Consider the following 23,936-nt stretch of genomic DNA (forward strand, 5'->3'; position numbering starts at 1 on the left):
CACGACTCCCGGTAGCGTTGTGGATACCGGTATCGAATCTATACCGTCCGGGTGGTGACCCTCCCCGATTGCACGGTCCGTCCCCCGATGGCCCGGCACCGCCGCTTCGTCGCAGCGATCGTCATCGACTCGATCGGCACCGGTGTCTTCGTCCCCGTTTCGATGCTGTACTTCCTGGCCACGACGTCGCTGACGCTGGTGCAGGTGGGCGCGGCACTGACGGCGGCCGGGCTGCTGGCGCTCCCGGTGGGCCCTCTGGTCGGAGGGCTGGTCGACAGGTACGGCGCCAAGCCGGTCCTGCAGGCGGCGAACCTGGCCCAGGCGCTCGGCTTCGCCGGGTATCTCGTCGTGGGCCAGACATGGCAGATCGCCGTCTGCGCCTGGTTGAACAGCGCCGGGCGGGCGGTGTTCTCCAGCTGCTACGGCGTGACCGTCACGGCGCTGGCCGCGCCCGGCCGACGCGAGCGCTGGTTCGGTCTCCTGGGGTCGGTACGCAACATCGGCTACGCACTCGGCGGCCTCCTCACCGCCGTCGCCGTCGGCTTCGGCACCCACGGCGCCTACGCCGCGATCGTGGTCGTCAATGCCTTGTCCTACCTCACCGCCTTCGTCCTGATGCGGGCCGTGCCGGACATCCGTCCCGAGGGGGGCCAGGACACTGCCGGAGGCTGGGGGCGCGTACTCCGGGACCTGCGGTACCTGCCGGTGGTCGCGCATCAACTGTGCTTCGCGATCTCCTTGTTCGCCCTCAACATCGCGATACCGGTCTACGCCGTGGACGTGCTGGGACTGCCCGGCTGGACTGCCGGCGCCGTCTTCACGCTCAACACCCTGATGGTCGGCTCTGCCCAGGGCACCGTCGTCGGGTGGCTCAGCGGGCGGGTCCGCAGCCGCGTCCTCGTCGCCGGACACGCCTGCTTCGCGGCCGGCTACCTCCTGTTCCTCGCCGCCGACCGCGTGGCCGCGCTCGCCCTCGCGGTCGGCGTCGTGCTGCTCGGTGCAATCAGCTACACCTCCGGTGAGATCGTCGGCGGCCCCATCACGTCGGCTGTCGCCGCGGAGAGCGCCCCGGACGCTCTCCGCGGCCGGTACCTGGCCCTCAACCAGCTCGCCGTGAGCGTCGCGGGAGCGGTCGCTCCGGCCGCCCTCTCCGGGTTGCTGTCCACGGGGGCAGCCGCGATCTGGCTGGCCCTGGTCGGCGTCAGCGTCCTCGGAGCCGCGCTCGCCACCACGATCGGCAAAGTGGTGCCGGCGGCGCAGAGCCCCATCGGAGGTGTCCAGTGCTGTGACCGCATAGGTTCACCGGGTTGCCGTTGCTGTTGCTGTGAAGTGCTCGATGGAGCGGATGTGCCGGTGTGCCTCAGCGGTAGTCGGCCAGGCCGTCCGCGAGTTCTTCCTCGTCGCCGTCGCGGATTGCGTAGAGGGCTTGCTGCAGGGCGAATGTGCCGCGGATCGCGGCGATGCGGGTGAGGAGTTGGTGATCTGACCAGCTGCCCAGGGCGAGCACCCGCTCCAGGAGCTTAGGGCCGTAGCTGGCGCCGATGGCTGCGAGGTCCTCGGCCGGGTCGCCGAGTGTGACATCGTCCCAGTCGATCACTCCGGAGAGGTGCGGCAGGCCGTGCGTCCACTCCCATAGGACGTTTTCGGCACCGAGGTCGCCATGCACCACTGCTCGGGTGAGGTGGGGAAGGCTGTCGAGTGCTGTGAGTTCCCGCTCGGCTCGTAGGCGTCCGCTGTCGGACATGAGCGGGAACAGCTCCGCGCGCACGTTCTCCGCGAACCGCCGCCACTGGCCTTCTGTTGCCTGAGGGAGAGCTGATCGTACGGTCTCGTCGGTGCCGGCACAGGCCAGGCCGGACAGCAGCGTGGCGTACTGCGCCGCCACGGTGTCGACCACTTGGGCATCGTTGAGGGCGTCGGTCTCCAGCGGTTCTCCAGGAATGCGGCTGAGTACCAGGAACGGTGCCTCGTCGGTGCCGTGGGCGCCGCCCTGGAGCAGCGGCTCAGGTGTGCGGAAGCCGAGGTCGAGGCCGGCGAGTGCGTGTAGTGCGGCCGCCCGCTGGGGCAGCCGGGCGGCCGCTGCCCGGGTGCGGGGCAGGCACACGACGCGGCCTGTGCCGATGACCACGGTGTGGAATTGCCCCTGACGTACTACAAGGCCGTCTGGTTTGTCGTCGGGCAGCAGACGGCTCAGCAGAGCGTGATGCGTCGTACGGATGCTCACGGGTGTGACCTCTGGATCCTTCGCTGGGTCGGAGGCGATGTGCACGAAGTGCTGTCAGGCCGCGCCAGTGAGCGGGCGTCCGCCCCAGCGAATGTCTTTCTCGCTGCGGATGCGGGTTCGTTCTCGGCGTTGAGCGGCCAGGACGTCGGGATGGCGGGCGTTGGCGTTGCGCCATCGCAGATAGGCGTGCAGGGCGTGGGTCTGCGCGGGGTGGCTGCGGTGGCTTGAGCTGGCCAGGGTGAACTGCCGCAGCGGGCCGAAGTGGGCCTCGACCGGGTTGGCCCAGGAGGCATAGGTCGGGGTGAGGCAGAGCTCGACCTTGTTCTTCTTCGCCCAGCGGCGGATGTCCGCGCCGGTGTGTGCAGAGGGGTTGTCCAGGATGATGTAGATCGGAGCCCCGTCGGGTCGGGCGGCTCGGATCGACTTCAGCGCGGCCGGGGTGTGGGCGGTGCCCTTGCAGCGGTGGTTGACGCCCCACAGCCGGTCGTCGCCCACGGAGTAGCAGCCGTGGAAGTAGGTCACACCGTGGGTGCGGCGGTAGGTCGCCGGCAGGCGGTCGGGCCTGCCCTGTTTCGTCCAGCAGGAGCCCGCGGTGGGCCGGATCCCCAGCGGTCCGAACTCGTCGAAGGCAAAGACCCGATCCGGGAAGTGCTCCAGGACGTGCTCGATCCGGTCGAGTCTGGCGTCGCGTTCGGGGTCGGGGGACTCCTTCCAGGTCTTGGTGCGCTGGAAGGCGATGCCGCGGCGGCGGAGCAGGCAGCGTAAGGCTTCACGGCCGATACGGGTGATGCGTCCGTGGACGCGGCGCAGGTAGGCGGCGAGTTTGCGGATCGACCAGCGGGTGAAGGGCTGGCCAAGTTTGGTGGGGCGGGTGGTGGCCGTCTGGATCACGAAGTCCTCGTCGTCAGGGGTGAGCAGGCGGGGACGGCCTCCCGCCCATCGAGGGTCCAGGCAGGCCAGGCCGATCTCGTTGAACCGGTGGACCACGTCCCGCACCGTGTCCTCGTCGGCCTGGACCAGCCGGGCGATCACCGGTACGCGGTTTCCGCCGACGGACGCCAGCAGCGTCATCGCCCGGCGACAGCGCACCGAACTGGCACTTCTCCGACGCACGACCTGCTGCAGCTTCTGTCCTTCCTGGTCGGTCGGTCTGCGCACCCGCACAGGCTCGGCCACCACACCTCCAACGGTCGGAATGGACGTCACCGCCCATCCAACCGCTCCCACCACCAACCCGGCGAACCTACGCGGTCACAGCACCAGTGCCGTAGGTCCGCCGGGCCGGCGGTCATGGCGGTCGGACGGAGCCCCTGTGTGCCGGCAGGCGCGAGGGGGCGCCGCCGGTATCGGGCAAGCAGCAGGAAGACGCCCTCACAGCCCGAACGGGACTCCCTCCGGAGGAGCCGCACCCTGAGGAGACGGCCTCCTGCGCCGATGCGCCGCACGTTCCCGGCAGGTGTCACCCTGACTCCCGCGTGACGCCGGCTTCACCCACGAGAACGGACAGCAGGTGTCCACCCCTTCGTGAGCGCTGCAGCGCGCCCGTCGATGCGAGCAGCACGGGGGCTCCGCAGCGCCGGGTGGTGTTCTCCCCCTCGCTGCCGCCGCCGGCGGGGGACGGCAGCCGGGCGGGCACGGGACAATACGGATCATGGACTACGGCATACGGGAACCAGCGCGGCTCGGGCAGACCCGGCTGCCGGATGGTCGGCTCCTGGGCTGGGCGGAATGGGGGCCGGCCGACGGCACCCCGGTGCTGCTGTGCCCGGGGGCGGCCACCAGCAGGTGGCTCGCCTTCGGCGGCGGCGTCGTCGACGCAGCAGGTGTCCGGCTCATCAGCGCGGACCGGCCCGGCCTCGGCGCCTCCGACCCGGCCCCCGGCCGGACCCTGACCAGCTGGGCCACCGACATCCGGCACCTCGTCCGGGAGCGGGCCCTGCGGGCGCCGTCGGCGGTGGGGTTCTCGCAGGGGGCGCCGTTCGCCCTCGCCCTGGCGGCACACGGTCTGGTGAACGCGGTGGCCGTGGTGTCCGGCAGCGACGAACTCGCCCATCCTCGCTTCGCCCGCTCGCTGAACCCGCAGGTGAAGGGCATGGTGGACGCCGTCGCGGCCGACCCCGGCGCCGCTGAGGCCTCCTTCGCCGGCTTCGCCAGCGCCGACGCGCTGTGGGACCTGATCATCACGACGAGCCCCGAGGCCGACCGTACGGTCTACACCGACCCGGTCTTCCGGCACGCCTTCCGGCGCGCGATGGACGAGGCCTTCAGCCGGGGCCCAGCGGGCTACGCCCGCGACACCGTCCTGGCGATGGGCCGCTGGCCGTTCGACCCCGCCGGCATCGCCGTCCCGGTCGACCTCTGGTACGGACAGCAGGACACCAGCCCGGTCCACTCCCCGGATCTGGGCGAATCGCTCGCCCGGACGATCCCGACGGCGACCCGGCACCTGCTTCCCGCCGCCGCGGGATCCTTGCTCTGGACACACGCCGAGGCCGTCCTGCGCACCTTGCTGGCCCACGTCCGGTGACGGTGCCGACACCCCCCGCCCGGCCCGGGGCCTTCTCGCCGGTCCGCCGGTGCAGCAGGCCCCGGCCCCGGGCGAGGACCGCCCGGTTCGGCCCGGCCTCCTGCCGGACGTTCCTGCCCGGTTGCTCGACGGTGCCCTCCGCCGAGCGGGTCATGGTCGTGATGGCCGGCTTCCCGCACCGGACCGGACCGTAGGAGCGGGCCGGCACGGTGCCGGTCTCCTCCCGTGCCGGTTTCGGACCGACCGGCGAGCGGAGGGCGGCGTCGCCCGGCGGCAGCGGACGACCGGGGACGGTCGTTCGCCCGTCCACCGGTCGCGGCCATGCTCTAATCGCCGGATGACGAAGATCGAGCCAGAGCTGATACGACGCTGGCTGAACGGCTGGACCGCGGCTCGCTCCCTGCCCGAGGCCGAGCCGGTCGAGTCCGCCGGGGACGGCCTGCGGTCCAAGTGCGACCAGCCCGGCCGCGAGGTCGAGGTGTTCGCGCTGCGTGCGGACGAGGATCCCGGGTCCTTGGCACGGCTGGCGGCAGCCGTCGCCGCCGCGAGGCAGACCACCTGGCTCACGGTGCCCACGCTGCGCCCGGGCACGGTCGAAGCCGTCGTCGTCGGTGCCGGACTGGAGCTGCTCCACCGGTCGGAGTGGTTCATGACGACCGATCTGACCGGGCACCCGCAGCACGCGCCCGCCGCGCCGTACGAGCGCGAGGTCCGCACGGAGGGACCGGTCACGGTCGTCTCCCTCCACGACTCCTCCGGGGAGGTGGCGGCGCGCGGCACCATCGCCGTGGTCGGCGCCGATGCGACCGCCGACCGCATCGAGACGGACGCGGCGCACCGGCGACGCGGCCTGGGCCGCGCCGTGATGAGCGCCCTGGCGGAGGCCGCCGTGGCCCAGGGCGCCCGTACCGGTCTCCTCATCGCCAGTGAGGAGGGCCAGCGCCTCTACTCCTCCCTCGGCTGGCACCACGAGGCCGACGTCCTGATCGCCCGGGGGCCGGTGGTTCCCTCCCCCCGGCAGGACCGGCTCACGCCGGCCGGTCCGCCCTCACGCACGGCGCACTCCCGGATCCCGCCGGGCGAAGACACCCGGATCCAGGGGCACCGCTAGGAACGCTGTCACCAGCCGCAAACGGCGGTGATCCTGCGAGAGCGGCACTCGTGCGGGTGAGTCCGAGGCCGTACGGCTGCGGCGGGTGAAGCTCTGCAAAGACGATCAGCGATCGTGGCCCGTACTCCGCCGGCCCTGGATGAACTCGCCGAGCACCGGACGTTGCTGAAGGACGGACAGGCGCTCGTGTCCGGCAAGCGCGGTACGACGCGACCGGCCCGCGAATCCCGGCTCGGCGGCGACCTCGTCATCAGCCTGCCCCCGGGCAGCCGCAGAAGCTGGGCATGGAGGCGGGCACCCCGGCCGACTGGTTCCACAGCGCGCTGTGGGCCCTGGCCATGCTGCGCACCGCGAACCCGGCCGCCGACACCATCCCCTCCTCGACCTGGCACACGATGATCAACGACGTGGACCACCGGCTCCTGCCGCGCTCGGAGGGCATCCGCGACGCCCGGCTCCCGGGACGGGCGCTTACGCCCTTGGTCTTCTCTGCACCGACTCGGAAGACGCTGAGTGTCCGCCTGAGGGGTCAGGCCGGGGGCGCAGCCCGGTCAGGAGCCGGTCGAGTGCCTGCTCCCCGGCCTGCGGGTCCCGCCCCGCGCGATCCAGAGCGCGGCCTCGTTCATCGTCCCCGGGAGCAGCCGGGCCAGGGGCCGAGAGCCGACCGGGCCGAGCTCTGCGGGGGTGGATCCACTCCCGTTCAGGGACCGAAAGCTCTGAGAGTCGCGTCGACGAGTGAGTCGGCGTACGCGGCGGTCAGCGGACCGCTGCGGTGCAGCCACCTCTGGAAGAGGGGGGCGTACAGCACTTCGAGGACCAGGTCGAGGTCGGCGTCGGCGTCGAGCTGGCCGGCCTCCTGGGCACTGCGCAGGCGCGCTTTCTTCGCCTCTTCCAGCGGCTGGGCCAGCTTCTCGCGGTACTCGGCCGCCAGTGCGGCATCGTTGGCGATCTCGGTGTTGAGGGCCCGGATCAGCCTGTCGAAGGCCGGGTCGGCGAACTCCTCCACCGTGGCACGCATGACGAGCTTGAGGTCGGCCTCCAGGTCGCCCGTGTCCGGCAGCGCGACCGAACGCCCGTCCGCGTCCTCACTCAGGGCCAGGAGGGCGGCGAAGACGACCGCGCTCTTCGACGGCCACCGCCGGTAGATCGTCTGCTTGCCGACGCCGGCACGGGCAGCGATGGCCTCGACCGTGACCTTCTCGTACTCCTCCTCCGCGACCAGGGCGCGGGTGGCCGCGAGGATCGCCTGCCGGGACCGTTCCTTGCGCCGGGAGTGGTCCGGCCCCCTCTCGTTGGACATGCGTCCAGCCTACCCCCGAAAGGAAACGAGACGATCCGTATTGATGGGCTCCGGGCGATGCCCTAGACTCAAAACGAATCGAGACGTACCGTTTCCTTTACTGAGAGTGAGATGCCGTGGCGAATGCGAGAGTCTGGCTCATCACCGGTGCGTCCCGCGGCCTGGGCAGGGCTTTCACCGAGGCCGCCTTGGCGGCCGGCGACCGCGTGGTGGCTGCCGCCCGCGATGTCGAGCCCCTGGAGGAACTGACCGGGAAGTACCCCGGCCACCTGGTCCCGCTTCCGTTGGATGTCGCCGACCGCCGGGCGGTGTTCGACGGCGTCGAGCAGGCGGCGGCCGCGTTCGGCAGGCTGGACGTCGTCGTCAACAACGCCGGCGTGATGCTCTACGGCATGGTGGAGGAAGCCACGGAGGAGCAGATCCGGGCGCACATGGACGTGAACTTCTTCGGCGCGGTGTGGGTGGCTCAGGCGGTCCTCCCGCACCTGCGCGCCCAAGGCGGGGGACGGCTCCTCCAGGTCACCTCGATGGGCAGCGGCGTCGGCATGGCCACCGTCGGCTTCTACGGCGCAGGCAAGGCCGCACTGAACTCGGTCAGCGAGGCGCTGGCGATGGAGGTCGAGGGGTTCGGCATCAAGGTCACCGTCGTGCAGATGGGCGGCTACAACACCGGCCTGTTCACCGCCGGTACCACGACCACCGAACCCCTGGCGCAGTATCAGTCCCTGCGCACCGAGATGGAGGCGATGTGGGGCGACGCCGTCGCCCCGGAGCCGGACACCGCTGCCCCGGTCATCATGGAGCTGGCCGCACTGCCGGACCCGCCCCGACGACTGATCGTCGGCAGCCGGTCCTTCGACCACGTCCTGGAGATGGGCCAGGCCCAAACGGATCTGTACAGGTCCTGGGAGCACCTCAGCCGTGTCGCCCCGGGCTGACCGGGTCCGCGCCAGCGCCACGACATTCCCGTACCCGTTCCGCTGCGCAGTCGTCGGGACGGGCGTGTGCCGAGAGGAAGCACGCGGTACCCGCAGGAACCGCCGGAGCCGACCGCACGGCGGCCCACCCCGCCGGGCCGGGAGGCCGCCGTTCGGCCGCACCGCATTCGCACCCCCGCGCAAACGCGTCCTGCCGGCCCGACCGGGCACCACCAGGGCGCCGCGCGTGACCTCCCAGCTCGGGGAAGCCCTGGACGCCGCAGAACCGCGTCCAGACCCGCCACGCCCTCGCGTACGCGTCCGTCGTGTTCGCTGGCCGTAGTGTCGCTGCACCCCGTCCGCGACGGCTTTGTCAGGGAAACGGAGCTCGTCCAGGCCCTGTCTCCTTGACCGTCCGCCGGCCGGGGCGCCGGCGGACGGTCCATGGTGGTGCCGTCGGGCCTCCGCCCGAAGGCGGCCTCCAGCACGGCGGGGAGGCCCGCCTCGGGGACCCTGGCGCGCACCTCCGCCAGGACATGGGGGAAGGTGTCGTCGTCCACGGCGCCCGGGTGCTCCTGACGGAGCCGGTGAATGATCCCAACGAGTCCGGGCCCCAGCCCCATCCAGGCACGGGAGGTAAGGAGGCGGCGGACGGAACGACGGAGGGATTCCGACCGCCCGGCACCGGGGCGGGCGGTCGTTGCACCTCAGGACTCCCCGCCGATCGGTGCGGGGCACTCACGGCAGTCCCGGGCCCCGCACTCTCCGCCCGCCGGGCGGCTGCCTCGACCATCCCCGCGGGATCCGGCATGGACCGCACCGAGGACGACCGGCCATCGCCGGCGGACCGTCAGACCGGGCCCGGCAGGTCCATGAGCGCGAGTTCGGCCGGGTCGACCACGGCGGTGATCCCGGTGATGCGGCCGTCGACGACGGTGAAGGCGAGCAGGGACAGGGGGGTGCCGTCCTCGTTCCAGGCGATGACGCCGGGTCGCCCGCCGACGGTCGCCGCATGTCCGTGTGCCGCGCCGCCGGCCACCCGGGCGCGGCCGGCGACCTCGGTGGCCCCGATCGTGACGAACCGTCCGCCGGGGGCGTGGACGGTGAACTCCACCTCGGGGTGGAGAACTTCCAGCAGCCGCTCGAACCGGCCCTCGCGGGCCGCGGCCAAGAACGCCCCGACCACCTCGCGTTGCTGCTGTCGGTCGCTTGCCGAGTGCCGGGCGGCCCGCGCCTTCCGGCGGGCGCGACTGGTGAGCATCTTGGTCGCGTCGGTGGACCTGCCGAGGATGGTGCCGATCTCCCCGTGGGGCACGGCGAACACGTCGTGCAGCACGAACGCCAGGCGCTCGTCGGGGCTCAGCGAGTCCAGCACCGTCGACAGCGCCAGGCCCACCGAGTCGCCCAGTGCCACGAGCTCGTCCGGAGCCGGACCGTTGTCGAGCGTCACCGTGAGTTCGGGCAGCCGGTCGTCGAGGGGGACCGTCGGACGCGTGCGGCCCGAACGCAGGAGATCGAGGCTGATGCGGCCGACCACGGTGGTCAGCCAGCCGCCGAGGTTGTCGATGGCGTCGGCGTCCTGGCGGGACAGACGAAGCCACGCCTCCTGGACCGCGTCGTCCGCGTCGGCGTGCGAGCCGAGCACGCGGTGGGCAACGGCCGTGAGCCGGTCGCGGTGCGCCTCGAAGGCCTCGGCGACCGGGTCCGCGGGATGGGCGCCGGACATGGTGTTACCTCCCTGGAAGCTGCTCCGTCACAGGGATGACGGGCACCAGCCCCGCAAGGTAACCCCGACCGAGGAGAGCACCCTGCCGTGCAGAACCGACTGGAGAACGAGAACACCGACAACCCCGACGTGTGGAAGGCGGTCGGGCACCTGCGGAAGGCGATCGCCGCCGGGGGCGTCGACCCGAAGCTGCTCGCGCTGGTCCACCTGCGCGCCAGCCAGATCAACGGCTGCTCGGCGTGCGTCCACGCCGGTGTCGCCGGGGGGAAGAAGGCCGGTGACACCGACGAGCGGCTGCACAACGTGGCGGCGTGGCGCGAGGCCCCGTTCTACACCGACGCGGAGCGCGCGGCACTGGCGCTGGCCGAGGCCGCCACCCGGCTGCAGGACGGTGCGGAGGGAGTCACCGACGAGATCTGGGAAGAGGCCAACGCCCGTTTCACCGAGGAGCAGATCGGCGCGATCAACCTGGAGATCGCGCTGACCAACTTCTTCAACAGGATCAACCGCACCGTCAAGGAACCGGCCGGCCGGACCTGGGGCTGAACCCAGCGCGGCTCTTGCCCACCGACCGTGCAGGGGTGACCGGGCTCGTCGGCGGATCGGACCTTGCCCCCGTGAAGCGGACACCCCTTCGCGCCGTCGTGCGGCGAGGGTGCCGGCGGCCGGGGCCGTCGTCATCGTGGTCACGTCGTCTGCCGGGGAGACGGTGAACACCGCGGCGCAGGCGGCCACGGCCGCGACGGCGGGCACCAGGGGTGCGGGCGGGCTCGCCGCCGCCGCTCGGTCAGTGGCGAGCCCAGTGCCGTGGTGGCGTGGAAGGCGCTGGTCACCGGGCCGGCGGCGGTACGGGAGACGTGCGGGTCCTCTTCGGTCGTCGGGGCGCGCGCAGGCGATGGCCGTTGTCACCGGTCGTCCCCGGCGTCTCGGGTGTCCAGGGGGCGCCAGGCGGGGCCGTGGCCGTCCCGCCGGACCTGTCCGAACACGACGTCGGCGAAGTGGATGCCGAAGCCGATCGTGTCGGGTTCTTCCAGCTCGGCGACGAGACGGCGGCGGTGGTCGGCGGACCGGGCGGGGTCATGGTCGTAGACGCAGGACCACTCGGGGTGGTCCGCCTGGACCGGTGAGTGCATGGAGTCGCCGAAGGCGATCAGACGGGTGCCGCCTCCCGTGATGACGAACTCCGCGTGTCCCGCGGTGTGACCGGCGGTGATCCGGACCCGCACGCCGGGGAAGATCTCCTGGCCGTCGGCCACCGTGCGGACGCGTGGTGCGAGGGCGGCGACGGCCTCCTCGGGCAGGCCTGCGGCCTCCGGCAGTGCGTGCTGGGCCCACTCCGGCTCCGCCACCAGGTAGTCGGCGTGGGCGAACACGGGCCGGTCACCGCCCGGGGCGGAATGCGCCGCCCAGCCGAGGTGGTCAGGGTGCAGGTGGCTGAAGGCCACCGCTTCCAGCTGTTCCGGCCCGCGGCCGAGTTCGGCCAGGTTGTCCAGCAGCGCGCCTCCGCGCATGGTGCCGTTCGGTGTCGCCGGATCGGCCGGCAGCGCGTGCGGGCCGAACCCCGCATCGATCAGCAGCGCGCGGTCGCCGTTCTCCACCAGGAGGCCGCCGAGACTCGCCACCAGGTAGCCGGATGCGTCCAGGTACTCCGGGTGGGCCGCCCAGAACTCGTCGGTGGTGTCCGGCAGCCAGGCGCTCGGCCGGCCCTGTATCGCCCCGTCCGGTACGAAGGACACCTTCGTGTCGCCCAGCCGTACCGAGCGGAGTCCCGCCGGCCGCCGCAGACGCTCGTCCCGGTCGGTCGCTGTGTTCACCATGGGTTCCTCTCCCCCGGTCGTCGTTCCGCGTCAGGCCGCCGCCGGACCTTGCGGCAGCGGCCACACCACCATAAGCATCAAGTTAGAAATATTCTAGCTATAATTATTATGGCTTGATGGACTTGCTAGGGTGGAGAGCATGACGACACCTCCGGAGGCGCAGGCCATCGCCGAGCGGGAACTGTGCGGCCTGGTGAACGGACTGGCCCACCGGATCGCCGATCACGTGCGCCGGCGTGCCGTCGCCCTGGGCCTCACCGCGGCCCAGGCGACCGCGCTGCGGGAGATGACCGGGCCGATGACCATGCGGGAGCTCGCCGAGCGCATGAGCTGCGAACCCTCCAACGCCACCTTCGTCATCGACAAACTCGAGAAACAGGGTCTGGTCGAACGCCGCGCGCACCCCACCGACCGCCGCGCCAAGCACCTCGTCCTCACCGCCGAGGGCAGCGCCTTGCGTGAGCGGCTCCTCGAACTCCTCACCCGGGACTCACCTCTGGCCGTGCTCACTCCGGAACAGCAGCGCGCCCTCCAGGGCCTGCTGGAGAAAACCGTCGCCCGTCCGTAGGGCGACACCACCGGACCTGCGCCCCAGCCCTCGCCGCCGCCGTCCTCCGCGTCCGGCCCCGGCGCGTCCGGGTCGCGCAAGGGACGCAGCGCACCAACGGCGGGAGCGGAGGCGGTGAAGCCGTGACCGGCGAAGCCGTGGCGGCCGAACACGCCGAGCCGGTCCTCCGTCCCGGAGCCCCGCGGGTCCGGGTGAACGCGAGGATGCCGGACGGCCCTGAGGCCCGCGGCCGTGGCCGGACGGCCCGTGGCGCGCGCCGTCGCGCGCCGCCTCTGGCCGCGCGCGGAGTTCTCTGACTAGAGTCAGAGAGTGGATGGGACGCAGATCGATCAGGTACGGCGGTTCAACCGCACCGTCACCGAACGCGTGGGCGTGCTCCACGGCCACTACCTGGGCCGCGGCCGGCCCGTCGGCGAGGCGCGGCTGCTGTGGGAGATCGGCGAGCAGGGCCAGGACGTGCGGCGGCTGCGCGAGCGCCTCGGGCTCGACTCCGGGTACGTCAGCCGGCTGTTGCGCTCCCTGGAGGCCGACGGCCTGGTGACGGTGGAACCGCGGCCCCGGGACAGACGGGTGCGCACCGTCCGGCTCACCGACGCGGGCCGTGCGGAGCGCGCCGCGCTCGACCGCCGCAGCGACGAGCTGGCCGGCTCCCTCCTGGAGCCGCTCAACGCCGCCCAGCGCGTCCGGCTGGTCGCCGCCATGGCCGAGGTCGACCGCCTGCTGACCGCTGCGACGGTCGCGCTGGACCGGGTCGACCCGGACCACCCCGACGCCCAGCACTGTCTGCGGTCCTACTTCACCGAGTTGCGGGAGCGCTTCGAGACCGGTTTCGACCCCGCGCGGAGCCTGCTGCCCGACGCGGGCGGACTCCGGCCGCCGCACGGGCTGTTCCTGGTCGCCCGGCTGCACGGCGAGCCCGTCGGCTGCGCGGGTCTGAAGCTGCCGCCCGGCGCCCCGGCCGAGGTCAAGCGCATGTGGGTCGCACCTCACACCCGGGGCCTCGGCCTCGGCCGCCGGTTCTTGGCCGAACTGGAGGCGCGGGCCGCCCAGCACGGCTTCGACGTGCTGCGCCTGGACACCAACAGGGCTCTCGGCGCCGCGATCGGCCTGTACCACTCGTACGGTTTCCAGGAGGTCGCCGCCTTCAACGACGAGCCGTACGCCCATCACTGGTTCGAGAAGCGGATCACCTCAGTGCCGTCGGAGTGAGGTTCCGACGAACTCCAGGTCCGCTGCCCTGCTTCCGGGGAAGGCCCCGTGGGTCCGCGTCAGGAAACGGGACCGGCCTCGGCGGCCTGCTCCCGGCAGGGCCGGCGCGGAGTCCCTCCGGGGTCGCGTCCCGCCCCCGCATCGGAGCGCCGGTCCGGTGGTTGCCGGCCCGGCTGGTGGGGCCGGCGGTCCGGTCGTCACCCCGCCGACCCCGGTCCGGGTTTCCCGTCGGCAAGGGTCCTGACGACGGCCAGGGCGAAGAAGTCCCTCACGTCGTCCCGGAGTTGGTAGCCCGCGACCGGGCCGTAGCCGGGCCCGTGGTAGATCAGCGGCTGCTCGATGCCCTGCGGCAACCAGCCCTCCTTCACCCCCTTGAGGAGCGTGGTCGTCAGCGGACCGGAATGCCCGCGCAGGCCCTTGCCGTCCTCGCGGAGCGCGTCGGCCGGCACGTACCCCCCGCGCTGCGCGGCCTCGCGGATGATGCGGGCGGCGCGGGGCGGGAGCGCGCGGTAGTAGCGCTCGGCCCGTTCGGGCGTCCAGTCGGCGTCGACCTCGACGGCGGCCGCGTGCCGGCCGAGCAGTTCCAGCAGCTCGCTCCGGAACGCGTCGGTCGGTTCCTCGACGGTGACGGTGATCTTCATCGGGCCTTCCGTTACAACAGACGTGGACAGACATCGGTCAGACGTGGAGCCGTCACGGTAGCGCGAACGGCCTCGCCCACCCCGCGTGTGCTCACACCCGGCCGCCGACACCTTGGTCAGGTAACCCTTACCTCGTATTCCTGGCAGAATACGAGGTAGTGAGGGATGATCAGGGAATGCGGCGTCAGCAAGGGGCGGGGGTTGACCGTGGGCGAAGGTGACGGACGAGGGGTGACGGCCGGATGACGACAGCCACCGAGGCGGCCGACCCGGAGGGCGTCGTCGACGCCGAGCTCGTCGACGACGCACCGCGGTTCCTGCCCGCGGCCCCGGCCGACGCCCCGCCCCCGTACCGCATCACCCGCGACACCGTCCTCGTCGAGGGAGAGCTGCCACCGCGCGCCGACCGGCAACCCGCCTTCACCGAACGGGACTTCACCGTCCCGAGGTCGGCCAAGCGCCGCACCGAACGCCGGGGCGCCCGCAACACCCAGATCAACCGGGACACGACCCGGGCCCGCTTCGCGGCCTGGTGCGAGAAGGAGGGGCGCGTCGCGCGGCCGTCGACCACCACGGCGAACGTCCTCGCCTACTTCGACCACCTCATGGAGCGGGGCAAGGAGGACGGCGGCCAGTACAGCCCGGACACGCTGCTCGCCTACCTCCCGCGCATCGTCTCCTGGTACCCGAAGGGGGAACGCCCCGACGCCTCCGTGGTCCGGGACGCGATCGAGGACTACCGCCTGGAGGACTACGTCACCGCGGGAGGCGAGCGGGAGCAGGCCGCCGGCCTCACCCTGGCGTACCTCGTGCGGATCCTCGCGGGGATCGACGAGACCACCCGCATCGGCCGTCGCGACGCCGCGCTCCTGGTGATCGGCTACGGCAAGCTGGCCCGGGCGATCGAGACCGCCGACCTGCTCGTGAAGAACGTCCGCGTCACCGACAAGGGCGTGTGGGTCTTCTCCGCCAAGACCAAGACCCGCCGCAAGGGCAGGGGGAAGTGGCGCTTCATCCGTGACCGCGCGGATCTGCAGACCGTTCGCCGCGTCCGCGCCTGGCTCGCCGACCTGCGGGAACTGGGGGCGGACGCCCCCCATCTCCCCCTCTTCCGGGCCCTCACCGTCACCGGTGGGCTCAAGGGCCGCGGCAACGCCACGGTGCGCGGGCTGCACCTGTCCGGGCGGGCGGTCAACGAGATCGTGAAGAAGCGCGCCAGGGAGGCCGGCGTCGAGTACATCAACGGCCTCAAGGTCACCAGCCACTCCCTGCGGGCCGGGCCGAACACCGACATGAAACGCGCGAAGGTGCCGCTCTCCGACCGCAACGAGGCCGGCGACTGGGGTGCCCGCTCCACCCTGTCCGACACCGAGTACGACCGGCCCGACGACACCGTCGACGCCGAGGAGAAGGACCCGCTGGACGCCGTCCCGCTCTTCGGCCGGTTCGAGAAGTAGGCGCCGGAGCCGTGCCACCGCAGGTCCGGGCCGCCTTCCGGAGGGAGCGGCCCGGGCAGGGACCTGCTACAACACCGTCCGGCCGTTCCCGTCTCTGCTGGGTGAGTCGGACGCTCTCGGCGCGGCCCCGGCCGGGCGGCGGGTGCTCGCCGCGGTACGCCGGCTGCCCGCGCTGTCGCGGCGGCGGGTCGAGGACCGGCCGCCGCTGCCCCGTGAGGTCGACGCCGAACTCGTGCCGGCGATGACGACGTCGCCGGCGGCGAACACCCCGGGCAGGCTGGTACGCGTCGACGGGGAGTCCACCTTGATGCAGCCCTCGCCGCCGGGGTCCGGCTGTCCCTCGAACAGCTCGGTGCGCGGGTCGTGGCCGATGGCGATGAACAGGCCCGTCACGTCCAGGTCGCGTGTGGCCCCGGTGAAGACGTTGCGCAGGACGACGCCGCCGAGCATGCCGTTCGTCTCCTTGATCTCGGCGATCTCGCTGTCGAAGGCGAAGGCGATCTTGTCGTCGGCGGACGCCCGGTCCTGCATCGCCTTCGAGGCGCGCAGGGTGGAGCGGCGGTGGACGACGGTGACCGAGCGGGCGAAGCGGGTGAGGAAGGTGGCCTCCTCCATGGCGGTGTCGCCGCCGACCACGACGATGTCCCGGTCACGGAAGAAGAATCCGTCGCAGGTCGCACACCAGGACACGCCCCGGCCGGACAACTCGTCCTCCTTCGGCAGGCCGAGCTTGCGGTACCCGGAGCCGGTGGCGACGATCACCATCCTGGCGCGGTGCACGGCGCCGGCCGAGTCGGTCAGCAGCTTGATGTCGTCGGCCAGGTCGACGGAGACGATGTCGTCGATCATCTCGGCGCCGAACTTCCCGGCCTGGGCCCGCATGTCCTCCGTCAGGACCGGGCCGTCGACGCCCCCGGGAAGCCGGGGAAGTTCTCCACCTCGGTCGTCGTCGTGAGCGATCCGCCGACGAAGACGGAGCTGCCGAACAGCAGGGGCTCCAGCCGGGCGCGTGCGGTGTGGAGGGCGGCGGTGTATCCGGCGGGGCCGGAGCCGATGATGGCGACCTCGCGTATCTCGCTCACGCCGTCGTCCCCGGCTTCGCCGGGGCGATCTCGGCGATCAGGCCCTCGACCAGGGTCTTGATCTCGTCGCGGATCGGGCGTACGGCTTCGACGCCCTGTCCGGCCGGGTCGTCGAGCTTCCAGTCGAGGTAGCGCTTGCCGAGGAAGACGGGGCAGGTGTCGCCGCAGCCCATGGTGATGCAGACGTCCGACTCGCGGACCGCGTCGACGGTGAGGATCTTCGGCGTCTCCTTGGAGATGTCGATGCCGACCTCGGCCATGGCCTGGACGGCGGCCGGGTTGACCCGGTCGCCGGGGTTGGAGCCGGCGGAACGGACCTCGACGCGGTCGCCGGCCAGGTGGGTCAGCCACGCGGCGGCCATCTGGGAGCGACCGGCGTTGTGGACGCAGACGAACAGGACGGACGGCTTGTCGGCCATGGTGATCGTTCTCTCTCGTCGCATGGCGGACCCCAGCCGCCGATGACTTCAGCCCTCGCTGGTATCAGCGAGTGATGATGTGAGAGTATCAGTGCATGCTGACTTCAGTCGATCCTGATGTGATCCGGGTGCTGGGCGATCCGCTCCGCCTGAAGATCGTGACTCTGCTGGCGCGCGAGACGCTCTGCACGACGCACCTGGTCGAGGAGACCGGAGCCAAGCAGACCAACCTGTCCAACCATATGAAGGTGCTGCGCGAGGCCGGGATCGTGGAGACCGAACCGTGCGGCCGCTTCACCTACTACAAGCTCAAGCCGGAGGTCCTGGCCGGCCTGTCCGAGCAGTTCGCCGAACTGGCCGCCTCCGCCCGCACCGCCGCCGAGAACAAGAGGGCCTGTCCGTGACCTCCACCGAGCCCACCGCCGTCCGCGCCCAGGGCACCGAGGCGGCCGGGGACGACTCGATCGTCAAGAAGCTCTCCACCCTCGACCGCTACCTCGCGGTGTGGATCCTGCTCGCCATGGCCGTCGGTCTCGGCCTGGGCCGCCTGATCCCGGGGATGAACGACGCGCTCACGAAGATCGAGATCGGCGGGATCTCCCTGCCGATCGCGCTCGGACTGCTGGTCATGATGTACCCGGTGCTGGCGAAGGTCCGCTACGACCGGCTCGACCGCGTGACCGGCGACAAGAAGCTGATGGTCTCCTCGCTGGTCGTCAACTGGATCGTCGGACCAGCGGTGATGTTCGCCCTGGCGTGGATCTTCCTGCCGGACCTGCCCGAGTACCGCACCGGCCTGATCATCGTCGGCCTGGCCCGCTGCATCGCCATGGTCATCATCTGGAACGACCTCGCGTGCGGTGACCGTGAGGCCGCGGCCGTCCTGGTCGCGCTGAACTCGGTGTTCCAGGTCCTCGCGTTCGGCCTGCTGGGCTGGTTCTACCTCGACCTGCTGCCGCGTTGGATGCATCTCGGCGACGGCCAGGGCCTGGACGTGTCCGTCTGGCACATCGCGCTGAACGTCGTCATCTTCCTCGGCATCCCGCTGCTGGCCGGCTTCCTCACCCGCCGCATCGGCGAGCAGAAGCTCGGCCGTGCCGACTACGAGCAGAAGTTCCTGCCGAAGATCGGCCCCTGGGCCCTGTACGGGCTGCTGTTCACGATCGTCATCCTCTTCGCCCTCCAGGGGAAGACGATCACCTCGCAGCCGTGGGACGTCGCCCGGATCGCGCTGCCGCTGCTGGTGTACTTCGCGGTCATGTTCTTCGGCACCTTCCTGCTCGGCAAGGGCCTGGGCCTGGCGTACGACCGCACCGCGACACTGGCGTTCACCGCGGCGGGCAACAACTTCGAGCTGGCCATCGCGGTCGCCATCGCCACCTTCGGCGTCACCTCCGGCCAGGCCCTGTCCGGTGTCGTGGGCCCGCTCATCGAGGTCCCGGTGCTGATCGGCCTGGTCTACGTCGCGCTCGCCTGGCGCAGGAAGTTCGCCGCCGACGCGGTGACGACGGCCCCGTGACGCAGCAGACGGATGTGGTGGTGGTCGGCGGCGGCCAGGCAGGGCTCGCCGCCGGCTACCACCTGCGCCGCCAGGGCCTCGACTCCGTGATCCTGGACGCCGGAGCGGCACCGGGCGGGTCCTGGCAGCACATGTGGGACTCGCTGCACCTGTTCTCCCCGGCCGAGCACTCCTCGCTGCCCGGCCGCCTCATGCCCACCCAGGCGGGCGAGACCTACCCGGGCGCCGGGCACGTGGTGGACTACCTCGCCGACTACGAGAAGCGCTACGACCTGCCCGTCCAGCACGGCACCCGCGTGGACGCCGTACGCCGCGACGCAGACCGGCTCCTGGTCGAAGCGGACTCCGGCACCTGGCGGGCCCGTGCGGTCATCAGCGCCACCGGCACCTGGTCCCGCCCCTTCCTCCCTGCCGTGCCCGGCCGCAGCACCTTCACCGGGCGGCAGCTGCACACGGTGAACTACCGATGTCCGGCCGACTTCGCCGGGCAGCGTGTCGTCGTGGTCGGCGGCGGGAACTCCGGCGCCCAGATCGCCGCCGATCTCGCCCTGGACGGCCACGCGGAGGTGACGTGGGTGACCCAGCGACCGCCGCGGTTCCTGCCGGACGACATCGACGGCCGGGCCCTGTTCGATGTCGCCACCGCCCGCCGCCGCGCCCTGGACGCCGGCCGCGACGACACCGGCGGGGTCGCCTCCCTCGGCGACATCGTGGCCGTCCCGCCCGTCCGCGCAGCCCGCGACGCCGGGCTCCTGACCGCGAAGCCGATGTTCGCACGGCTCACCGCCGACGGTGTTCGGTGGGCCGACGGCAGCCACACCGGCGCGGAGGCGGTCATCTGGTGCACCGGCTTCCGCCCGGCCCTGGCCCACCTCGCCCCGCTGAACCTGCGCGGTGCGCGCGGGCACATCCCCACCGACGGAACCCGGACCGTGGGCGAGCCGCGGCTGCATCTGCTCGGGTACGGCGACTGGACCGGTCCGGCCTCCGCGACCCTCATCGGCGTGGGCCGCCCGGCCCGGGACGCGGTACGCGAGATCGCCGGGCTCCTGTGATCGCGGCCGGTGCGGCCGTCCCCGGCCGCGCGGTACCGGGCGGCCGGGCCGCAGTCCCGCCTGCGTGGTGGCGGGACTGCGGCCCGCAACGGACGGTGTCGCGCCGTTCGATCGTCAGGCCGCGGCCGGCATGGCCAGCAGCTTGCCCATCGCGGCGAGCACCGACGGCTCGACCCGGTAGTACACCCAGGTGCCGCGCCGCTCGGAGGTGAGCAGCCCGGCCTCCTTCAGCTTCTTCAGGTGGTGGGAGACCGTGGGCTGGGAGACGCCGACGTCGGAGATGTCGCACACGCACGCCTCGCCGCCCTCGTGCGAGGCGACGGCGGAGAACAGCCGCAGCCGGACCGGGTCGCCGAGCGCCTTGAACATCCGCGCGGCGGTCTCGGCCTCCGCGGCGGTCATCGGGCGCTCGGTCAACGGCGGGCAGCACGGCACCACGCCCTGACCGTCGGCGGGCTCGAGCAGCGGCAGCACCATCGCATTCGACATGCGTCTATGTTGACATACGTCGAACCAGTGCGGGGAGGCCCGTCACCGGCGCGCGAGACGGGCGGCCAGACGCCGGGTGATGCGCTCCGCGTCCCGGCCGACGCCGCGCAGCGAGTTCGACGACAGGCTGCGCTGCCATTCCAGTCCGACGAAGGCCAGGCCCGGCGCACCGGTGGCGAGGCCCTCGCGGTGCCGGGGAGTTCCCTCGGCGTCGAGAGCACCGTCGAGGCCGGCGAGGTAGGGCAGGTCGGGGCGGTAGCCGGTGGCGAGCACGATCGCGTCGGCCTCCTCCCGCTGTCCGTCCGGCCAGAGGAGCTTGGCCCCGTCGGCGCCGGTGAACAGCGCCCGCCGGTCGGGTCGGCCTGCAGTCAGGGCGGCCCGGTAGCGGCCGTCGTCGAGGACCGGCTGCGCCGGCGAGCGCGCAGGGAACCGGCCGAGGGGTGCGGTGTCCAGGCCTGTGCGGGCCGTCCAGAAGTGCAGGTCTCGGCCGAGGACGCGCCGGGCTGCGAACTTCACCGGCCGGCGTGTGGCGAGCGTGACGCGTGCGGTCCTGGCGAGCTCGGCGGCGATCTGCACCGCGGAGTTCCCGGCCCCGACCACGACCACCCGGTGGCCGGAGAAGGGGGCCGGGCTGCGGTAGTCGGCGGCGTGCAGCACCTGGCCGGTGTACTCCTCCAGGCCCGGCAGCGCGGGCCGGTGCGGGTGCCCGAACGTCCCGGAGGCCGCCACGACGGCTCGCGCGGACAGCCGGCCGCCGCCCTCCAGTTCCGCTGTGAAGCCGTCGCCGGTGCGGCGCACTGCGCTGACGCGGCAGCCGGTGCGGACCTCGGCGTCCAGGCGGTCGGCGTAGGCGGTGAGGTAGGTGACGACCTCGTCGCGGTGCGGGTAGCGGTCGCGGTCGGCTCCGGGGAACGGCATCCCGGGCAGGGAGCCGTACCGGGCGGGTGAGAACAGCGTGAGGCTGTCGTAGTAGTGCGGCCACGACCCGGCCGCACGGTCGGACGCCTCCAGCACCACCGGCCGCAGCCCGTGCCGCAGCAGCGCGTGGGCGGTGGCGAGGCCGGACTGACCGCCGCCGATCACGGCGACGTCGATGTGCTCCATCAGCGAATCCCCTTGGTTTCGATAAATGTCTATGTTGACGCTCATCAATACAGGTGTCATGCTGGGCCTCACAAGCCATTGACGGATGTCGAAACACGCAAGGAGTCGCCGTGAACGCGCCCGCCACCACCGAGCTGCCCGTCGTCGTGATCGGGGCCGGACCCGCCGGCCTGGCCGCCGCCGTTCACCTCATCGACCAGGGCATCGAGCCCCTGGTCCTGGAAGCCGGGCCCACCGCCGGCGCCGCGGTGCGCGAGTGGGCGCACGTGCGCCTGTTCTCCACCTGGGGCGAGGTCGTCGACCCGGCCGCCGAGAAGCTCCTCGCCCCTACCGGCTGGACACGGCCCGACCCGGCCACCTACCCCTCCGGCGGTGACTGGGCGGAGTTCTACCTGCAGCCGCTCGCCGACGTCCTCGGCGAGCGCGTCCGCACCGGCGCCACCGTCACCGGTGTCTCGCGCGCCGGCCGGGACCGGATCGTGGATGCCGACCGCGAGCAGCAGCCGTTCGTCGTGCACGTCGCCCACGCCGACGGCCGTGAGGAGCGCCTCGTCGCCCGCGCCGTCATCGACGCTTCCGGCACCTGGGCCACGCCGTCCCCGGCCGGCGGCAGCGGACTGCCCGCGCTCGGGGAGAAGGCGGCCGCGGACCGGATCACCTACCGCGTCCCGGACCTGAAGGACCCGGCCGTCCGGGCCCGGTACGCGGGCAAGCGCACCGCCGTGATCGGCTCCGGCGCCTCCGCCTTCACCGCACTCGCCTACCTCGCCGACCTCGCCAAGTCCGACGACGGCGCGGGAACGAAGGGCGTGTGGATCCTGCGCCGGGGCATCTCCGGCTCCACCTTCGGCGGCGGCGAAGCAGACCAGCTCCCGGCGCGCGGCGCCCTGGGCCTGGCCGCGAAGGCTGCCGTCGACGAGGGCCACGCGGACGCGGTCACCGGCTTCCGTACGGAGGCGATCGAGCGTGACACCGACGGCCGCCTGGTCCTGGCCGGTGAGGACGGGCGCCGCCTGGACCCGGTCGACGAGGTCATCGTGCTGACCGGCTTCCGCCCCGACCTGACCTTCCTGGGCGAGCTGCGCCTGGGCCTCGACGAGCGCCTCCAGGCACCCGTCGCCCTGGCTCCGCTGATCGACCCCAACCAGCACTCCTGCGGCACCGTCTACCCGCACGGCCACCGCGAGCTCTCCCACCCCGAACCCGGGGTGTACCTGGTCGGCATGAAGTCCTACGGCCGCGCCCCGACCTTCCTCGCCATGACCGGCTACGAGCAGGTCCGCTCCGTCGCCGCCGCGATCGCCGGCGACCTCGAGTCCGCCGACCGTGTGGAGCTGACCCTGCCCGAGACCGGGGTCTGCGGCGGCGCCGGTCTGTTCGACACCCCTGACGCCGCTGAGGGCGACGGCGGCTGCTGCGCGCCCGCGCCGCAGCTGGTCCAGCTCGGCGCCCCCGCCCAGGTCGGGGCGGCTGCCGAGCAGGTTCCGGCGGGCGGCTGCTGCGGCTCGTGACCAACCTCAACACCCGCGACAGCGGGGCCGCGACCGGAACAGGGGACCGGTCGCGGCCCCGCGCCGCTCTGCCCGCCCTCTGCGCCACGCAGATCGTGAGCTGGGGCATCGTCTACTACGCCTTCCCCGTCCTCAACCCGCGGATCACCGACGCGACCGGCTGGTCGGCCGGGGCGACCACCGCGGCGTTCTCCTTCGCTCTCGTCGTCTCCGCCCTCGCCGGGATCCGCGTCGGCCGCATCCTCGACCAGCGCGGCCCTCGCACCGTCATGACCACAGGCTCTGCGGTCGGCGTGATCAGCCTCCTGACCGTGGCTGCGGCCCCGAACGTCCCGGTCTTCATCGGCGGGTGGGCACTGGCCGGACTCGCGATGGCGTCCACCTTCTACCAGCCCGCGTTCGCCGCCCTCACCCGCTGGTGGGCCCCCGACCACATCCGGCCCCTGACCATCGTCACCCTCGCCGGCGGGCTCGCCTCCACCGTCTTCGCACCCCTGACCGCGGCCCTCGCCGACCACCTGTCCTGGCGCCACACCTACCTCGTGCTCGCCGTCATCCTCGCCGCCGTCACCATCCCCGCCCACGCCTTGGTCCTGCGCGCCCCCTGGCCCCACGCCCCAACCAGCCCGGCGCACAGGACCGCAGACGCAGCCGCAGTCGGGCGCAGCCGCCCCTTCCTCCTGCTCGCCGCCGCCTTCACCCTGTCCAGCTTCGCGATGCACGCCGTCGTCATCGCCCTCGTCCCGCTCCTCCTGGAGCGCGGGTACACCACCAGCCAGGCCGCCTGGGCCCTCGGCATCGGCGGTGCCGGACAAACCCTCGGCCGCACCCTGTACGCAGCCCTCGCCCGCCGCACCACCACCACGGCCCGCACCACGATCCTGATCGCGCTCGGCGCACTGACCACCGTCGCCCTCGCCGCCGCGCCCGGCCCGTACGCTCTGCTCATCGCCGTGTCGATCGTGGCCGGCATGGTCCGCGGCAACCTCACCCTCCTCCAGGCCACCGCCGTCACCGACCGCTGGGGCGCAACCCACTACGGCCGCCTCTCCGGTCTGCTCGCCGCACCGGCAACCACCGCGGCAGCCCTCGCACCGTTCGCCGGCGCCGCCCTGGCCGTGCCCCTCGGCGGCTACGAGCCACTGTTCTTCCTCTTGGCCACCGTCTCCGTGGCCGCCGCCCTCACCGCGCCATGGACAGGAGCCGCCGAACGCCACTGAGAAACTCTCACAAACGGCCCTTTGCGCGAGCAAGATCAAC

At 72.4% G+C, this 23,936-nt stretch carries 23 protein-coding genes and 1 pseudogene; 13 read left to right on the plus strand and 11 right to left on the minus strand.

Going from position 1 to position 23,936, the window contains the following annotated elements; translation table 11 throughout:
- Positions 1-54: 54 nt before the first annotated feature.
- A complete protein-coding gene (locus tag FHS37_RS34055) occupies positions 55-1,470 on the plus strand; it encodes an MFS transporter (RefSeq protein ID WP_229890195.1) in 1,416 nt (471 codons plus the stop codon).
- On the opposite strand, the gene vph is transcribed toward FHS37_RS34055, so the two are convergent.
- Positions 1,361-2,224, minus strand: coding sequence for a viomycin phosphotransferase (vph, locus tag FHS37_RS34060; RefSeq protein ID WP_184828416.1), 864 nt, complete (start codon positions 2,222-2,224; stop codon positions 1,361-1,363). The genes FHS37_RS34055 and vph overlap by 110 nt on opposite strands.
- Positions 2,225-2,278: 54 nt before the next feature.
- Positions 2,279-3,400: an IS630 family transposase gene (locus FHS37_RS34065; RefSeq protein ID WP_308439521.1), complete on the minus strand. Its 1,122-nt coding sequence runs from the start codon at positions 3,398-3,400 to the stop codon at positions 2,279-2,281.
- 475 nt (positions 3,401-3,875) lie between these two features.
- On the opposite strand from FHS37_RS34065, the gene FHS37_RS34070 reads away from it, so the two are divergent.
- Complete coding sequence (locus FHS37_RS34070) at positions 3,876-4,751, plus strand: alpha/beta fold hydrolase (RefSeq protein WP_184828417.1); 876 nt, start codon at positions 3,876-3,878, stop codon at positions 4,749-4,751.
- A gap of 337 nt (positions 4,752-5,088) precedes the next feature.
- Positions 5,089-5,862, plus strand: coding sequence for a GNAT family N-acetyltransferase (locus FHS37_RS34075; RefSeq protein WP_221500641.1), 774 nt, complete (start codon positions 5,089-5,091; stop codon positions 5,860-5,862).
- 250 nt (positions 5,863-6,112) lie between these two features.
- Here FHS37_RS34075 and FHS37_RS34080 read toward each other — a convergent pair whose 3' ends face one another.
- Together FHS37_RS34080 and FHS37_RS34085 are read right to left on the minus strand one after the other, a co-directional pair.
- Positions 6,113-6,304 (minus strand): hypothetical protein, encoded by a 192-nt coding sequence (locus FHS37_RS34080; protein ID WP_184828418.1) that lies wholly within the window; start codon positions 6,302-6,304, stop codon positions 6,113-6,115.
- A 258-nt stretch (positions 6,305-6,562) separates the two neighbouring features.
- Entirely contained in the window at positions 6,563-7,162 is a 600-nt protein-coding gene (locus FHS37_RS34085) for a TetR/AcrR family transcriptional regulator (protein WP_184828419.1), read from the minus strand.
- A gap of 116 nt (positions 7,163-7,278) precedes the next feature.
- Here FHS37_RS34085 and FHS37_RS34090 point away from each other — a divergent pair, with 116 nt between their 5' ends.
- Positions 7,279-8,100, plus strand: a complete 822-nt coding sequence (locus tag FHS37_RS34090; protein WP_184828420.1) for an SDR family NAD(P)-dependent oxidoreductase — start codon at positions 7,279-7,281, stop codon at positions 8,098-8,100.
- 829 nt (positions 8,101-8,929) lie between these two features.
- Here FHS37_RS34090 and FHS37_RS34095 read toward each other — a convergent pair.
- Entirely contained in the window at positions 8,930-9,805 is an 876-nt protein-coding gene (locus tag FHS37_RS34095) for a sigma-70 family RNA polymerase sigma factor (protein WP_184828421.1), read from the minus strand.
- A gap of 87 nt (positions 9,806-9,892) precedes the next feature.
- Here FHS37_RS34095 and FHS37_RS34100 point away from each other — a divergent pair, with 87 nt between their 5' ends.
- Positions 9,893-10,351, plus strand: a complete 459-nt coding sequence (locus tag FHS37_RS34100; protein WP_184828422.1) for a carboxymuconolactone decarboxylase family protein — start codon at positions 9,893-9,895, stop codon at positions 10,349-10,351.
- A 359-nt stretch (positions 10,352-10,710) separates the two neighbouring features.
- On the opposite strand, the gene FHS37_RS34105 is transcribed toward FHS37_RS34100, so the two are convergent.
- A complete protein-coding gene (locus FHS37_RS34105) occupies positions 10,711-11,622 on the minus strand; it encodes an MBL fold metallo-hydrolase (RefSeq protein WP_184828423.1) in 912 nt (303 codons plus the stop codon).
- A 139-nt stretch (positions 11,623-11,761) separates the two neighbouring features.
- On the opposite strand from FHS37_RS34105, the gene FHS37_RS34110 reads away from it, so the two are divergent.
- Both FHS37_RS34110 and FHS37_RS34115 read left to right on the plus strand, forming a co-directional pair.
- Entirely contained in the window at positions 11,762-12,190 is a 429-nt protein-coding gene (locus FHS37_RS34110) for a MarR family winged helix-turn-helix transcriptional regulator (RefSeq protein WP_184828424.1), read from the plus strand.
- Between the two features lie 309 nt (positions 12,191-12,499).
- On the plus strand, positions 12,500-13,399 hold the full coding sequence (locus FHS37_RS34115; RefSeq protein WP_184828425.1) for a bifunctional helix-turn-helix transcriptional regulator/GNAT family N-acetyltransferase: 900 nt from the start codon (positions 12,500-12,502) through the stop codon (positions 13,397-13,399).
- Positions 13,400-13,596: 197 nt separating this feature from the next.
- Here the strand turns inward: FHS37_RS34115 and FHS37_RS34120 are convergent, their stop codons facing one another.
- Positions 13,597-14,040 (minus strand): hypothetical protein, encoded by a 444-nt coding sequence (locus tag FHS37_RS34120; RefSeq protein ID WP_184828426.1) that lies wholly within the window; start codon positions 14,038-14,040, stop codon positions 13,597-13,599.
- Between the two features lie 242 nt (positions 14,041-14,282).
- Here FHS37_RS34120 and FHS37_RS34125 point away from each other — a divergent pair, with 242 nt between their 5' ends.
- Positions 14,283-15,497, plus strand: coding sequence for a tyrosine-type recombinase/integrase (locus FHS37_RS34125; RefSeq protein WP_184828428.1), 1,215 nt, complete (start codon positions 14,283-14,285; stop codon positions 15,495-15,497).
- Positions 15,498-15,698: 201 nt separating this feature from the next.
- Here FHS37_RS34125 and FHS37_RS34130 read toward each other — a convergent pair.
- Positions 15,699-16,579, minus strand: a pseudogene (locus FHS37_RS34130) (NAD(P)/FAD-dependent oxidoreductase); the annotation flags it as partial.
- Entirely contained in the window at positions 16,576-16,998 is a 423-nt protein-coding gene (locus FHS37_RS34135) for an arsenate reductase ArsC (RefSeq protein ID WP_184828488.1), read from the minus strand. The gene FHS37_RS34135 and the pseudogene FHS37_RS34130, both read right to left, overlap by 4 nt.
- Positions 16,999-17,093: 95 nt before the next feature.
- Between FHS37_RS34135 and FHS37_RS34140 the strand changes: the two genes are divergently transcribed.
- The 3 genes from FHS37_RS34140 to FHS37_RS34150 are packed head-to-tail and all read left to right on the plus strand — an operon-like array spanning position 17,094 to position 19,572.
- Positions 17,094-17,402: an ArsR/SmtB family transcription factor gene (locus FHS37_RS34140; RefSeq protein ID WP_030329993.1), complete on the plus strand. Its 309-nt coding sequence runs from the start codon at positions 17,094-17,096 to the stop codon at positions 17,400-17,402.
- Positions 17,399-18,517: an ACR3 family arsenite efflux transporter gene (gene arsB / locus FHS37_RS34145; protein WP_184828429.1), complete on the plus strand. Its 1,119-nt coding sequence runs from the start codon at positions 17,399-17,401 to the stop codon at positions 18,515-18,517. Before FHS37_RS34140 ends, arsB begins: the two co-directional genes overlap by 4 nt.
- Complete coding sequence (locus FHS37_RS34150; protein ID WP_184828431.1) at positions 18,514-19,572, plus strand: ArsO family NAD(P)H-dependent flavin-containing monooxygenase; 1,059 nt, start codon at positions 18,514-18,516, stop codon at positions 19,570-19,572. Before arsB ends, FHS37_RS34150 begins: the two co-directional genes overlap by 4 nt.
- 114 nt (positions 19,573-19,686) lie before the next feature.
- Here FHS37_RS34150 and FHS37_RS34155 read toward each other — a convergent pair whose 3' ends face one another.
- Both FHS37_RS34155 and FHS37_RS34160 read right to left on the minus strand, forming a co-directional pair.
- Positions 19,687-20,061: an ArsR/SmtB family transcription factor gene (locus FHS37_RS34155; RefSeq protein ID WP_184828433.1), complete on the minus strand. Its 375-nt coding sequence runs from the start codon at positions 20,059-20,061 to the stop codon at positions 19,687-19,689.
- Positions 20,062-20,103: 42 nt separating this feature from the next.
- A complete protein-coding gene (locus FHS37_RS34160; protein WP_184828435.1) occupies positions 20,104-21,165 on the minus strand; it encodes a flavin-containing monooxygenase in 1,062 nt (353 codons plus the stop codon).
- Between the two features lie 110 nt (positions 21,166-21,275).
- On the opposite strand from FHS37_RS34160, the gene FHS37_RS34165 reads away from it, so the two are divergent.
- Positions 21,276-22,676 carry an NAD(P)-binding domain-containing protein gene (locus tag FHS37_RS34165; protein ID WP_184828437.1) on the plus strand — a complete coding sequence of 467 codons (1,401 nt, stop codon included), beginning with the start codon at positions 21,276-21,278 and terminating at the stop codon, positions 22,674-22,676.
- The gene (locus tag FHS37_RS34170; protein WP_184828439.1) at positions 22,673-23,896 is read left to right on the plus strand and encodes an MFS transporter; all 1,224 of its coding nucleotides are present in this window, start codon (positions 22,673-22,675) and stop codon (positions 23,894-23,896) included. The genes FHS37_RS34165 and FHS37_RS34170 overlap by 4 nt, the downstream gene beginning before the upstream one ends.
- The last annotated feature ends 40 nt before the right edge of the window (positions 23,897-23,936 follow it).

Origin of the sequence: Streptomyces griseomycini (assembly GCF_014203535.1) — a bacterium.
In the GTDB taxonomy this organism is placed as follows: domain Bacteria; phylum Actinomycetota; class Actinomycetes; order Streptomycetales; family Streptomycetaceae; genus Streptomyces; species Streptomyces griseomycini.